The organism is Citrobacter sp. RHB36-C18, assembly GCF_013814485.1.
Lineage (GTDB): Bacteria > Pseudomonadota > Gammaproteobacteria > Enterobacterales > Enterobacteriaceae > Citrobacter > Citrobacter braakii.
In genome coordinates, this window is the sequence record NZ_CP057125.1 from 1,196,990 (window position 1) to 1,211,204 (window position 14,215).

The window sequence follows — 14,215 nt, forward strand, 5'->3', positions numbered from 1 at the left end:
GTGTAATTTTCTTTTCACATAATTCAGGTCATTCACCTTGAATAATTGAGGGATGACCTCATTTAATCTCCAGTAGCAATTTTGACCTGTTATGGGAGGAGTTATGCGTCTGGATCGTCTTACTAATAAATTCCAGCTTGCTCTTGCCGATGCCCAGTCACTCGCATTGGGGCACGACAATCAATTCATCGAACCACTTCATCTAATGAGCGCCTTGCTGAATCAGGAAGGGGGATCGGTACGTCCTTTATTAACGTCTGCTGGCATTAATGCTGGCCAGTTACGTACAGCCATTGACCAGGCGTTGAGCCGGTTGCCGCTGGTAGAAGGTACCGGCGGTGATGTGCAACCTTCTCAGGATCTGGTGCGTGTACTGAATCTTTGCGACAAGCTGGCGCAAAAACGTGGGGACAACTTTATTTCGTCAGAACTGTTCGTACTGGCGGCGCTTGAGTCACGCGGTACGCTGACCGATTTACTAAAATCAGCAGGTGCGACGACCGCGAATATCACTCAGGCAATTGAACAAATGCGTGGAGGTGAAAGCGTGAATGACCAGGGGGCAGAAGACCAACGTCAGGCCTTGAAAAAATATACCGTCGACCTGACCGAACGTGCCGAGCAGGGCAAACTCGATCCGGTTATCGGGCGTGATGAAGAAATTCGCCGTACCATTCAGGTACTGCAGCGTCGTACTAAAAATAACCCGGTGTTAATCGGCGAACCAGGTGTTGGTAAAACGGCCATCGTTGAAGGGCTGGCCCAACGAATTATCAATGGTGAAGTGCCGGAAGGCTTAAAAGGTCGCCGTGTGCTGGCGCTGGATATGGGCGCGCTGGTGGCTGGGGCCAAATATCGTGGTGAGTTTGAAGAACGCTTAAAAGGCGTGCTGAACGATCTCTCGAAACAGGAAGGCAATGTCATCCTGTTTATTGATGAGCTGCATACCATGGTTGGGGCGGGTAAAGCCGATGGCGCAATGGACGCCGGGAACATGCTGAAACCTGCGCTGGCACGCGGGGAACTGCACTGTGTAGGCGCAACAACGCTTGATGAATATCGCCAGTACATCGAAAAAGATGCGGCACTGGAACGTCGTTTCCAGAAAGTATTTGTAGCCGAACCTTCAGTAGAAGACACCATCGCGATTCTGCGTGGCCTGAAAGAACGTTATGAGCTGCACCACCATGTGCAGATCACTGACCCGGCGATTGTTGCGGCAGCTACGCTGTCTCACCGCTATATTGCCGATCGTCAGTTGCCGGACAAAGCTATCGACCTTATCGATGAGGCGGCATCCAGCATTCGTATGCAGATTGACTCCAAGCCGGAGGAACTCGACAGACTCGACCGCCGTATTATCCAGCTCAAACTGGAACAGCAGGCATTAATGAAAGAGTCTGATGAGGCGAGTAAAAAACGTCTCGATATGCTCAACGAAGAGCTGGACGATAAAGAGCGCCAGTATTCTGAATTAGAAGAAGAGTGGAAAGCTGAAAAAGCATCCCTTTCGGGAACGCAAACTATCAAGGCTGAGCTGGAGCAGGCGAAAATCGCCATCGAACAGGCGCGTCGTGTCGGCGACCTGGCGCGGATGTCTGAACTGCAGTACGGCAAAATTCCTGAACTGGAAAAACAGCTGGAAGCAGCCACCCAGTCTGAAGGCAAAACCATGCGTCTGCTGCGTAATAAAGTCACGGATGCAGAAATTGCAGAAGTGCTGGCGCGCTGGACCGGGATCCCGGTTGCTCGCATGCTGGAAGGCGAACGGGAAAAACTGTTGCGTATGGAGCAGCAGTTGCACAGCCGCGTGATTGGCCAGAACGAAGCGGTGGAAGCCGTTTCTAACGCCATCCGTCGTAGCCGTGCTGGCTTGTCCGATCCAAATCGCCCGATTGGTTCGTTCTTGTTCCTCGGCCCAACCGGTGTCGGTAAAACTGAACTGTGCAAAGCGCTGGCAAACTTTATGTTCGACAGTGATGATGCCATGGTGCGTATCGATATGTCCGAGTTTATGGAGAAACACTCGGTGTCTCGTCTGGTCGGGGCGCCTCCGGGATATGTCGGCTATGAGGAAGGTGGATATCTGACAGAAGCGGTACGTCGTCGTCCTTACTCTGTCATCCTGCTGGATGAAGTGGAGAAAGCGCACCCGGATGTGTTCAATATTCTGTTGCAGGTGCTTGACGATGGTCGTCTGACTGACGGGCAGGGGAGAACGGTCGACTTCCGTAATACGGTTGTCATCATGACCTCGAACCTGGGGTCCGATCTGATTCAGGAACGCTTCGGTGAGCTGGACTACGGCCACATGAAGGATATGGTCCTGGGCGTCGTGAGCCATAATTTCCGCCCGGAATTCATCAATCGTATAGATGAAGTTGTTGTATTCCATCCGTTGGGTGAGCAGCACATTGCTTCTATTGCACAGATCCAACTGCAACGTCTGTATAAACGTCTGGAAGAGCGTGGCTATGAAATCCATATCTCTGACGAGGCGCTTAAACTGCTGAGTGCGAATGGTTACGATCCGGTGTATGGCGCACGTCCACTCAAACGTGCTATCCAGCAACAGATCGAAAACCCGCTGGCGCAGCAAATTCTGTCTGGTGAGCTGATTCCTGGCAAAACGATTCGGCTGGAAGTGAATGACGATCGCATTGTGGCAGTGCAGTAAGTCACAAAACGACAATAAACGAGCCCTGCGGGGCTCGTTTTTGTTTAAAAACAAAGCAAAAATCAATGTAATGGTTGAAAAGTAGTCGCTTGATAAGTTTTTTGTATTTTTAACTTGTCAGCCTGAAATAACTCCCTATAATGCGCCTCCACTGACACGGAACAACGGATTACAAACCGCCGGGTCAGCGGAGAAAAGCGAAAATAAACGCTTGACTCTCCAGCGGGATGGCGTAATATGCACACCCCGCGCCGCTGAGAAAAAGCGAAGCGGCACTGCTCTTTAACAATTTATCAGACAATCTGTGTGGGCACTCGAAGATACGGATTCTTAACGTCGCAAGACGAAAAATGAATACCAAGTCTCTGAGTGAACACGTAATTCATTACGAAGTTTAATTCACGAGCATCAAACTTAAATTGAAGAGTTTGATCATGGCTCAGATTGAACGCTGGCGGCAGGCCTAACACATGCAAGTCGAACGGTAGCACAGAGGAGCTTGCTCCTTGGGTGACGAGTGGCGGACGGGTGAGTAATGTCTGGGAAACTGCCCGATGGAGGGGGATAACTACTGGAAACGGTAGCTAATACCGCATAACGTCGCAAGACCAAAGAGGGGGACCTTCGGGCCTCTTGCCATCGGATGTGCCCAGATGGGATTAGCTAGTAGGTGGGGTAACGGCTCACCTAGGCGACGATCCCTAGCTGGTCTGAGAGGATGACCAGCCACACTGGAACTGAGACACGGTCCAGACTCCTACGGGAGGCAGCAGTGGGGAATATTGCACAATGGGCGCAAGCCTGATGCAGCCATGCCGCGTGTATGAAGAAGGCCTTCGGGTTGTAAAGTACTTTCAGCGAGGAGGAAGGCATTGTGGTTAATAACCGCAGTGATTGACGTTACTCGCAGAAGAAGCACCGGCTAACTCCGTGCCAGCAGCCGCGGTAATACGGAGGGTGCAAGCGTTAATCGGAATTACTGGGCGTAAAGCGCACGCAGGCGGTCTGTCAAGTCGGATGTGAAATCCCCGGGCTCAACCTGGGAACTGCATCCGAAACTGGCAGGCTAGAGTCTTGTAGAGGGGGGTAGAATTCCAGGTGTAGCGGTGAAATGCGTAGAGATCTGGAGGAATACCGGTGGCGAAGGCGGCCCCCTGGACAAAGACTGACGCTCAGGTGCGAAAGCGTGGGGAGCAAACAGGATTAGATACCCTGGTAGTCCACGCCGTAAACGATGTCGACTTGGAGGTTGTGCCCTTGAGGCGTGGCTTCCGGAGCTAACGCGTTAAGTCGACCGCCTGGGGAGTACGGCCGCAAGGTTAAAACTCAAATGAATTGACGGGGGCCCGCACAAGCGGTGGAGCATGTGGTTTAATTCGATGCAACGCGAAGAACCTTACCTACTCTTGACATCCAGAGAACTTAGCAGAGATGCTTTGGTGCCTTCGGGAACTCTGAGACAGGTGCTGCATGGCTGTCGTCAGCTCGTGTTGTGAAATGTTGGGTTAAGTCCCGCAACGAGCGCAACCCTTATCCTTTGTTGCCAGCGGTCCGGCCGGGAACTCAAAGGAGACTGCCAGTGATAAACTGGAGGAAGGTGGGGATGACGTCAAGTCATCATGGCCCTTACGAGTAGGGCTACACACGTGCTACAATGGCATATACAAAGAGAAGCGACCTCGCGAGAGCAAGCGGACCTCATAAAGTATGTCGTAGTCCGGATTGGAGTCTGCAACTCGACTCCATGAAGTCGGAATCGCTAGTAATCGTGGATCAGAATGCCACGGTGAATACGTTCCCGGGCCTTGTACACACCGCCCGTCACACCATGGGAGTGGGTTGCAAAAGAAGTAGGTAGCTTAACCTTCGGGAGGGCGCTTACCACTTTGTGATTCATGACTGGGGTGAAGTCGTAACAAGGTAACCGTAGGGGAACCTGCGGTTGGATCACCTCCTTACCTTAAAGAACCGACCTTTGTAGTGCTCACACAGATTGTCTGATGAAAAGTAAATAGCAAGGCGTCTTGCGATTGAGACTTCAGTGTCCCCTTCGTCTAGAGGCCCAGGACACCGCCCTTTCACGGCGGTAACAGGGGTTCGAATCCCCTAGGGGACGCCACTTGCTGGTATGTGTGAGTGAAAGTCGCCGACCGAAGTATCTCAAAACAGACTTTCGAGTCTCGTTTGAGATATTTGCTCTTTAAAAATCTGGATCAAGCTGAAAATTGAAACGACACACTGTTTCATTTCTCCGTAATAAGAAATGAAAAGCGGTGTGTTCGAGTCTCTCAAATTTTCGCAACACTGAAGTGTTTTACGAAACATCTTCGGGTTGTGAGGTTAAGCGACTAAGCGTACACGGTGGATGCCCTGGCAGTCAGAGGCGATGAAGGACGTGCTAATCTGCGATAAGCGTCGGTAAGGTGATATGAACCGTTATAACCGGCGATTTCCGAATGGGGAAACCCAGTGTGATTCGTCACACTATCATTACGTGAATACATAGCGTAATGAAGCGAACCGGGGGAACTGAAACATCTAAGTACCCCGAGGAAAAGAAATCAACCGAGATTCCCCCAGTAGCGGCGAGCGAACGGGGAGCAGCCCAGAGTCTGAATCAGCATGTGTGGTAGTGGAACGGTCTGGAAAGTCCGACGGTACAGGGTGATAGTCCCGTACACAAAAGTGCATGTGTTGTGAACTCGAAGAGTAGGGCGGGACACGTGGTATCCTGTCTGAATATGGGGGGACCATCCTCCAAGGCTAAATACTCCTGACTGACCGATAGTGAACCAGTACCGTGAGGGAAAGGCGAAAAGAACCCCGGCGAGGGGAGTGAAAAAGAACCTGAAACCGTGTACGTACAAGCAGTGGGAGCCTCTTTATGGGGTGACTGCGTACCTTTTGTATAATGGGTCAGCGACTTATATTCTGTAGCAAGGTTAACCGAATAGGGGAGCCGAAGGGAAACCGAGTCTTAACTGGGCGTTAAGTTGCAGGGTATAGACCCGAAACCCGGTGATCTAGCCATGGGCAGGTTGAAGGTTGGGTAACACTAACTGGAGGACCGAACCGACTAATGTTGAAAAATTAGCGGATGACTTGTGGCTGGGGGTGAAAGGCCAATCAAACCGGGAGATAGCTGGTTCTCCCCGAAAGCTATTTAGGTAGCGCCTCGTGAACTCATCTTCGGGGGTAGAGCACTGTTTCGGCTAGGGGGTCATCCCGACTTACCAACCCGATGCAAACTGCGAATACCGAAGAATGTTATCACGGGAGACACACGGCGGGTGCTAACGTCCGTCGTGAAGAGGGAAACAACCCAGACCGCCAGCTAAGGTCCCAAAGTCATGGTTAAGTGGGAAACGATGTGGGAAGGCACAGACAGCCAGGATGTTGGCTTAGAAGCAGCCATCATTTAAAGAAAGCGTAATAGCTCACTGGTCGAGTCGGCCTGCGCGGAAGATGTAACGGGGCTAAACCATGCACCGAAGCTGCGGCAGCGACACTATGTGTTGTTGGGTAGGGGAGCGTTCTGTAAGCCGTTGAAGGTGTGCTGTGAGGCATGCTGGAGGTATCAGAAGTGCGAATGCTGACATAAGTAACGATAATGCGGGTGAAAAACCCGCACGCCGGAAGACCAAGGGTTCCTGTCCAACGTTAATCGGGGCAGGGTGAGTCGACCCCTAAGGCGAGGCCGAAAGGCGTAGTCGATGGGAAACAGGTTAATATTCCTGTACTTGGTGTTACTGCGAAGGGGGGACGGAGAAGGCTATGTTAGCCGGGCGACGGTTGTCCCGGTTTAAGCATGTAGGCGGAGATTCCAGGTAAATCCGGAGTCTTGTTAACGCTGAGGTGTGATGACGAGGCACTACGGTGCTGAAGTAACAAATGCCCTGCTTCCAGGAAAAGCCTCTAAGCATCAGGTAACACAAAATCGTACCCCAAACCGACACAGGTGGTCAGGTAGAGAATACCAAGGCGCTTGAGAGAACTCGGGTGAAGGAACTAGGCAAAATGGTGCCGTAACTTCGGGAGAAGGCACGCTGATATGTAGGTGAAGTGATTTACTCATGGAGCTGAAATCAGTCGAAGATACCAGCTGGCTGCAACTGTTTATTAAAAACACAGCACTGTGCAAACACGAAAGTGGACGTATACGGTGTGACGCCTGCCCGGTGCCGGAAGGTTAATTGATGGGGTTATCCGTAAGGAGAAGCTCTTGATCGAAGCCCCGGTAAACGGCGGCCGTAACTATAACGGTCCTAAGGTAGCGAAATTCCTTGTCGGGTAAGTTCCGACCTGCACGAATGGCGTAATGATGGCCAGGCTGTCTCCACCCGAGACTCAGTGAAATTGAACTCGCTGTGAAGATGCAGTGTACCCGCGGCAAGACGGAAAGACCCCGTGAACCTTTACTATAGCTTGACACTGAACACTGGTCCTTGATGTGTAGGATAGGTGGGAGGCTTTGAAGTGTGGACGCCAGTCTGCATGGAGCCAACCTTGAAATACCACCCTTTAATGGCTGGTGTTCTAACGTAGACCCGTAATCCGGGTTGCGGACAGTGTCTGGTGGGTAGTTTGACTGGGGCGGTCTCCTCCTAAAGAGTAACGGAGGAGCACGAAGGTTAGCTAATCCTGGTCGGACATCAGGAGGTTAGTGCAAAGGCATAAGCTAGCTTGACTGCGAGAGTGACGGCTCGAGCAGGTGCGAAAGCAGGTCTTAGTGATCCGGTGGTTCTGAATGGAAGGGCCATCGCTCAACGGATAAAAGGTACTCCGGGGATAACAGGCTGATACCGCCCAAGAGTTCATATCGACGGCGGTGTTTGGCACCTCGATGTCGGCTCATCACATCCTGGGGCTGAAGTAGGTCCCAAGGGTATGGCTGTTCGCCATTTAAAGTGGTACGCGAGCTGGGTTTAGAACGTCGTGAGACAGTTCGGTCCCTATCTGCCGTGGGCGCTGGAGAATTGAGGGGGGCTGCTCCTAGTACGAGAGGACCGGAGTGGACGCATCACTGGTGTTCGGGTTGTCATGCCAATGGCATTGCCCGGTAGCTAAATGCGGAAGAGATAAGTGCTGAAAGCATCTAAGCACGAAACTTGCCCCGAGATGAGTTCTCCCTGACCCTTTAAGGGTCCTGAAGGAACGTTGAAGACGACGACGTTGATAGGTCGGGTGTGTAAGCGTAGCGATACGTTGAGCTAACCGATACTAATGAACCGTGAGGCTTAACCTTACAACGCCGAAGATGTTTTGGCGAAAGAGACATCGAAATTCAGCTTGATTACAGATGACATCGACATGCGAAAAGCGTGTTGATAGACAGAATTTGCCTGGCGGCTGTAGCGCGGTGGTCCCACCTGACCCCATGCCGAACTCAGAAGTGAAACGCCGTAGCGCCGATGGTAGTGTGGGGTCTCCCCATGCGAGAGTAGGGAACTGCCAGGCATCAAATAAGTGAAGAAGCCCATCCTGCCGGATGGGCTTTTTTGCGTCTGCAGAGAATGGAACTGCCGGATGCAGCGTACCATTTTATCCAGCCCATAAAAGCCCACTCTATTTCAAACCGATTTTTCTCTTTCTCGAACATATCTGAATCCTTTCTCTGCTAATGAAAACCGTGATCTTTCTCTCATAATAAATTATAACAATTATATAACATTTATTTCACCAAAAAAGACACAACCACCATTGATAAATTAATGCAATCGTTGGCAGGGGTACAATTCTAATGGCTGATAGCAGTGTAACTGAGAACGGGGCGCTGGCAGACGGCGATACTCGGCGTCGTATATGGGCGATTGTCGGAGCATCATCAGGGAATCTGGTCGAATGGTTTGATTTCTATATCTATTCTTTCTGCTCTCTCTATTTTGCTCATATCTTTTTTCCATCAGGAAACACCACCACGCAACTCTTACAAACAGCCGGAGTTTTTGCTGCAGGCTTTCTGATGCGACCGATTGGCGGCTGGCTGTTTGGTCGCATCGCGGATAAGCACGGGCGTAAAAAGTCGATGCTGCTGTCAGTTTGTATGATGTGTATGGGATCGCTGGTGATCGCTTGTCTTCCGGGATATGAAACCATCGGTACCTGGGCTCCTGCTCTATTGCTGCTGGCTAGGTTATTTCAGGGGCTGTCTGTCGGTGGTGAATACGGGACCAGCGCTACCTATATGAGTGAAGTAGCCGTTGAAGGGAAGAAAGGTTTTTATGCTTCCTTCCAGTACGTGACGTTAATCGGCGGGCAGTTACTGGCACTGCTGGTTGTGGTCATATTACAGCAAACGTTAGAAGACTCAGCGCTAAGATCGTGGGGTTGGCGTATTCCATTTGCGTTGGGCGCCGTACTGGCTATTGTTGCGTTATGGCTGCGTCGACAGTTGGATGAAACCTCGAAACAGGACGTTCGCGCGCTGAAAGAAGCTGGTTCTCTGAAAGGTCTGTGGCGTAATCGCAAAGCCTTCATCATGGTGCTTGGCTTTACCGCTGCTGGCTCGCTGTGTTTTTACACGTTCACAACCTACATGCAGAAGTACCTGGTTAACACTGCCGGTATGCATGCCAACGTAGCCAGTGGGATTATGACGGCGGCACTGTGTGTGTTTATGCTGGTGCAACCGTTGTTCGGTGCCTTGTCAGATAAAATTGGCCGACGTACTTCAATGCTGTGTTTTGGCGCGTTGGCCGCGATTTTCACCGTCCCCATTCTGACAGCGTTGCAAAGCGTGACGTCCTCGTATATGGCGTTTGCTCTGGTGATGTGTGCCTTGCTGATTGTGAGTTTCTATACGTCAATCAGCGGTATTCTGAAGGCCGAGATGTTCCCGGCACAGGTGCGCGCTCTGGGGGTTGGATTATCTTATGCGGTGGCCAATGCTCTGTTTGGTGGCTCAGCCGAATATGTTGCGTTATCCCTGAAGTCTGTCGGTATGGAAACAACATTCTTCTGGTACGTTACAGCACTGGCAATAGTCGCATTTTTGGTATCGCTGATGCTGCATGGGAAGGGGAAAGGTCTGCGCCTCTAGTGATGTGCCAGTTGCCAGACCGCATAACCGGTAGACGCACCTGCAACATCCCAGGCGAAGTCTTTCCAGCTCCAGCCGCTCCCAGCGGGACGGCTGTCCCATAGCTCTTTTGACGCGCCCAGGCTGACTGAGAACATCAGGCCGATAGCCGCGCTGCGATCGCGGCTGTTGCCCTGATGTTGAGCATATTCGTTTCCAACTGCGGAGAGCATAGCGGAGGCGATAAAGTGTTGAGCCTTGTCTTGTCCGCTCCAGCGGTCGTTTGCCATGTGGCTGCAGCCAGAAATGGCCATGATACTGAAAAGAATAAACAAGCGCACCGTTGCCTCCATAGGAAAAACCCCGTCACTGGACGGGGTCTTGGTTACAGAATACGGCTAATTAATCTGTCGATACGGATACGGCGTAGTCGACGGATGAGCTTACGCACTTTGACTGGATAGTCGGCAATGCTTTGCAGGTCGCGATAGTGCTTAACGACGGTGGTATGCGTGCGAATAAGCTCCAGCTCTTTATCGCGCTGGGGAGTCAGCTCTTGCTTCGGATCGTGGATAAGGATGGCGTTTTCCAGATCCAGACGCCAGGCGCGAGGGTTAAGGTTGTTGCCGGTGAGCAGCATCCATTTATCATCAACCCACATGCCTTTCAGATGATAGGTGTTGTCATCATCTTTCCATAAGCGCACGACCAGTTGGTCGGTATTCACATAATATTGCAGTCTGCTCAGGAAACGGCGCAGGTTAATTTCATACAGGTAGGGCAGCGCGCCGATGATTTTAAATGGCTCATCTTCTGGAATGAAAAAGTCGTTGGCGGTTTTATCACCGACAATGATCTCGACCTTTTTGCCTTCACGCAGCAACTGAATGATATTGCGCACCAGTATAGCGGGCAGGTTGAAATAAGGGGTACAGATTGTGAGCTTGTGCTCCGCGCAGGGCATAAGGTGGAAAATGGTCTTATTTAACAGACTGGATTTTCCAAGGCCTACCAGAGGCGTTACCGAGAGCTGTTCATTATCCGCATCACCCTGAAAATGGAATGACGCATCGCGCAGTTCCTGACGGTAAAGGCGGATGTCGTTTTTAATTTCCGGGCTTTTAGGGCGATTAATATCATCAAGGCGATTAACGCCGCGACCGTTCATCAGGTTCTGCGTGACCCAATCGAACATGATATCGGCCATTTGAGCATTGCGAATCAATTGATAACGGTCATAGCGATATTTATCATGCTGATGCAGATAAACATCATTCAGGCTGGCCCCGCTATACAGGACGCTGTCATCGATGATAAAGCCTTTAAAATGCAGGACGCCAAGCGCTTCTCGGGTGTTAATCGGAACACCGTAGACAGGAATATCAATACCTGGGTTTTCTTGTGCCATTCGGCAATACCAGTCAGCGTTGGTATTCGATGCCGCAGCACCAATACGTCCGCGCTGGGCTCGGTGCCAGTCGACAAGCACCCGGACATCCAGTTCAGGACGCTGCCGTTTTGCCGCATAGAGCGCGTCGAGTATGCCTTTGCCACCGTCATCCTGTTCCAGGTACAGCGCAATAATGCAGATCCGTCGCGTCGCGCTGGCTATTTTTTCCAGCAGAGTCTCCCTGAAATTAGCGGGAGCATAAAAGAAATCTACATCATCAACTGACTGAGAAATCTTGGGTAGTTGGGCAAGGTGTTGTTGATGTTTATTACGCTTAAATTTTGACAACATCACAGTGCATTTCTTCTCTGTTCATTGAAGGGTCCTCTGTGCTATGCAGACGACATAAGCGGGTAATGATACCACCAGTACCTATTAATGTGGTCAACATTTCCAGTACCTTACTCACGATTCCTCAAATTGGGCCAGATTAAGCGTTAGCCCAACAATTCCCTCTTCGAGTTGGACGTCAACAGCGAACCCGAGTTTCCGGGCCAGGGCGACCATCCCACGATTGTTTGGCATCGTAATACCATTCAAACGTCTAAGTCCGTGATCTCGGGTATATGCAATTAATTTTTCCATCAACCGGCGACCCAGTCCAAGCCCTTTGAGATCTGAACGAACCAGCACGGCGAACTCGGCGTCAATGTTATCAGGATCCGAGATTGCTCGCGTTACGCCGAGGATCTCTTGCTGATTGTTTTTACAGCGTACCGCAACAAAGGCCATTTCCCGATCGTAGTCGATCTGCGTCATATTGGCTAAATCTTCGTGGGTAAATTCGTTGATCTCACTGAAATAGCGATAATAAAGATCTTCTTTTGTTACCTGAGAAATGAACTGCTGCAGATGAGGTTCATCCTCGGGCAAAATAGGGCGGAACAAGCAACGCTCGCCGTTCTTCAACTCCACCCATTCTTCAAGCTGATGGGGGTAGGGGCGTATAGCCAGCCTGCTTTCGTTATCGCCCGTGAAAGGGGCAATGTCCAGCGTGACATCCAGCGCGGTAAATTCACCGGCGGAGGCCAACAGCGGATGAATATCCAGACGCTGAATTTCCGGACAATCGACGATCAGATTGGAGACCTGCACCAGAAGCTGACTTAACCCGGCGATATCCAATGGGCGTAATGCGCTGCGAGCGCGGATCTTTTTATTTTTGATCCCCTGGATCACCAGATAACGCGCCAGATTCATGTTCAATGGCGGCAACGCCACCACGGCTTGCTCTTCTGGTCGCCACTCAACTCCGCCTTCACCAAGCATAATCAACGGGCCAAATACCGGGTCATGTTCAACGACGACGCGCAGCTCCTGAGCGCCAGCGCGATTCGCCATACTTTGTACTAATAAACCGTGAATGCGCGCCTGCGGCCAGGCCATTTTTACCCGATCAAAAATCGCATTGGCTGCCTGCTGCACCTCTGTTGCCGTTCGCAGGTAGAGCATTACCCCCTGAACTTCTGATTTATGTGGAATATCAGGAGAACGCAGCTTTAGCGCCACCGGGTAACCGATTTGCTCCGCGATGTGTACGGCTTCAGCGCTGTCGCTGGCGATCCACGTCGGCAGTGTGTGTAAGCCATAGGCTTGTAAAATCGGCTGCACTTCATGGGTATCCAGCGACGTTGCTCCTTCAGCAATCGCCTGCTGTAACAGATTATGCGCCTCGGCGGTATTGGTGGTCAGGTAGTCGGGCAGCGCAGGGGTTTCCCGCAGTTGCTTCTGGTTACGCCGGTACTCCACCATATGCATAAACGCGGTGATGGTGCCTTCTGGCGTGCGGTAGGTAGGTAATCCGGCTTCGCTAAACAGTCTACGGGCTTCCTGGGAGGAAAACTCTCCGCACCAGTTGGTCAGCAACGAGACGAACTTACCGCGGGGATGACGTTTTACCGCCTCGATTAACGCTTGTGCGCTTTCTGTTCCCGGGGCGGCTGCGCTGGGTGAGTGAATTACCATCAGTGCGTCGAAATCCTGGCTGGCGAGCAAGATATCCAGCGTCTTAACGTAGTGTTCGCTGCTGGCGTCGTCACGCAGGTCCAGCGGGTTGGCGATATCAATATGTTCAGGTAACGCATCGCGTAATTTCTGGCAGGTATCTTCACTCAATGTCGCCAACTTACCATTTTTTGACCACAGCTCATCTAATGCCAGTGCGGCAGGCGCGGCCCCATTGCTGATGATCATCAGCCTGTCGCCGCGCAGTGGACGCATGTGGCTCAGGGTTTCTACCGCAGAGAACAGCTCGTGAGTGTCTTGTACGCGTAATAAACCGGCGCGCTGGATAGCCGCGTCCCACGCAGGGTCCATCCCTGCACTGGTATGCAGTAAACGCTGCGCCGCCGGACTACGACCACTCTTAATCACCAGAATGGGTTTATTGCGCGAGGCGCTACGGGCGGCGGAGACAAAGCGCCGGGCATCACTTAAATGTTCGAGATAAAGTAATATCGCGCTGGTTTTACTGTCGCGCGCCAGGTAATCCAGCAGTTCATCAACGTCGATATCAAGGCTGTCGCCCAGCGCGATAAACCAGGAAAAACCCATGTCGCGCTGCTGCGCCCAGTCCAGAATGGTGTTGGAAATCGCCGCTGACTGGGAAATAAATGCCAACTTACCGCGCTTGATGGGGACGGGGGAAAAACTGGCGTTAAGCCCCTGCCAGGGCGCGAGAAGTCCCAGGCTGTTGGGGCCTAGCAGACGTATGTTGTAGCGTGCGGCGCAGGCCAACAATTCCAGGTGCTGCGATGCGGGAGCTGAAAGAATAATGCAGGTTTTACAGCCTTTCTCGCCAAGCGCTTCGAGTAATGCCAGGTTGCGGCTGGCATTGGTGCACAACACGGCAAGGTCTGGGCTAAAAGGCAGGCTGTTGATATTGGGCCAGGCCAGGACGCCCAACACCGCTTTCCATGCTGGCGTCACTGGTAAAACAGGTCCATTGAAACCGCCGGCAAGCAGGTTACGCATCATCAGGTAACCTGCGCGATTAGGCTTCATTGACGCCCCAATCACCGCAATGGATTTCGGTCGCAGTAGTGCTTCCAGACCACGCTGACTCATATCG

6 protein-coding genes, 1 tRNA gene and 3 rRNA genes are annotated in these 14,215 nt (G+C 51.7%); 6 read left to right on the plus strand and 4 right to left on the minus strand.

All coding sequences use genetic code 11. The features are described from left to right. Positions 1-103: 103 nt before the first annotated feature. The 5 genes from clpB to rrf all read left to right on the plus strand — a co-directional run bounded on the left by clpB (position 104) and on the right by rrf (position 8,134). Positions 104-2,677 (plus strand): ATP-dependent chaperone ClpB, encoded by a 2,574-nt coding sequence (clpB, locus tag HVZ52_RS05665; RefSeq protein ID WP_181598979.1) that lies wholly within the window; start codon positions 104-106, stop codon positions 2,675-2,677. Between the two features lie 416 nt (positions 2,678-3,093). Then, positions 3,094-4,635 (plus strand): 16S ribosomal RNA (locus tag HVZ52_RS05670). Positions 4,636-4,720: 85 nt separating this feature from the next. After that, a tRNA-Glu gene (locus tag HVZ52_RS05675) sits at positions 4,721-4,796 on the plus strand. A gap of 219 nt (positions 4,797-5,015) precedes the next feature. After that, positions 5,016-7,922 (plus strand): 23S ribosomal RNA (locus tag HVZ52_RS05680). 96 nt (positions 7,923-8,018) lie between these two features. Further along, positions 8,019-8,134: ribosomal RNA gene (rrf, locus tag HVZ52_RS05685) — 5S ribosomal RNA — on the plus strand. The 16S, 23S and 5S rRNA genes sit together here with 1 tRNA gene alongside, the layout of an rRNA operon. Before the next feature lies 1 nt (position 8,135). Here the strand turns inward: rrf and HVZ52_RS05690 are convergent. Next, complete coding sequence (locus tag HVZ52_RS05690) at positions 8,136-8,276, minus strand: hypothetical protein (RefSeq protein WP_168188435.1); 141 nt, start codon at positions 8,274-8,276, stop codon at positions 8,136-8,138. Positions 8,277-8,417: 141 nt separating this feature from the next. Here HVZ52_RS05690 and HVZ52_RS05695 point away from each other — a divergent pair, with 141 nt between their 5' ends. Continuing rightward, the gene (locus tag HVZ52_RS05695; protein WP_181598980.1) at positions 8,418-9,716 is read left to right on the plus strand and encodes an MFS transporter; all 1,299 of its coding nucleotides are present in this window, start codon (positions 8,418-8,420) and stop codon (positions 9,714-9,716) included. On the opposite strand, the gene HVZ52_RS05700 is transcribed toward HVZ52_RS05695, so the two are convergent. The 3 genes from HVZ52_RS05700 to pat form a co-directional block, all read right to left on the minus strand. Further along, positions 9,713-10,036: a YfiM family lipoprotein gene (locus HVZ52_RS05700; protein WP_181598981.1), complete on the minus strand. Its 324-nt coding sequence runs from the start codon at positions 10,034-10,036 to the stop codon at positions 9,713-9,715. The genes HVZ52_RS05695 and HVZ52_RS05700 overlap by 4 nt on opposite strands. A gap of 44 nt (positions 10,037-10,080) precedes the next feature. Beyond that, complete coding sequence (pssA, locus tag HVZ52_RS05705; RefSeq protein ID WP_003835350.1) at positions 10,081-11,436, minus strand: CDP-diacylglycerol--serine O-phosphatidyltransferase; 1,356 nt, start codon at positions 11,434-11,436, stop codon at positions 10,081-10,083. A gap of 114 nt (positions 11,437-11,550) precedes the next feature. Further along, positions 11,551-14,211, minus strand: a complete 2,661-nt coding sequence (gene pat / locus HVZ52_RS05710; protein WP_016157179.1) for a protein lysine acetyltransferase — start codon at positions 14,209-14,211, stop codon at positions 11,551-11,553. Positions 14,212-14,215: the final 4 nt, after the last annotated feature.

Coding starts and splice junctions, on each gene's coding strand:
- clpB (WP_181598979.1), top strand. CDS start 104: ATGCGTCTGGATCGTCTTACTAATAAATTCCAGCTTGCTCTTGCCGAT.
- HVZ52_RS05690 (WP_168188435.1), bottom strand. CDS start 8,276: ATGTTCGAGAAAGAGAAAAATCGGTTTGAAATAGAGTGGGCTTTTATG.
- HVZ52_RS05695 (WP_181598980.1), top strand. CDS start 8,418: ATGGCTGATAGCAGTGTAACTGAGAACGGGGCGCTGGCAGACGGCGAT.
- pssA (WP_003835350.1), bottom strand. CDS start 11,436: ATGTTGTCAAAATTTAAGCGTAATAAACATCAACAACACCTTGCCCAA.
- pat (WP_016157179.1), bottom strand. CDS start 14,211: ATGAGTCAGCGTGGTCTGGAAGCACTACTGCGACCGAAATCCATTGCG.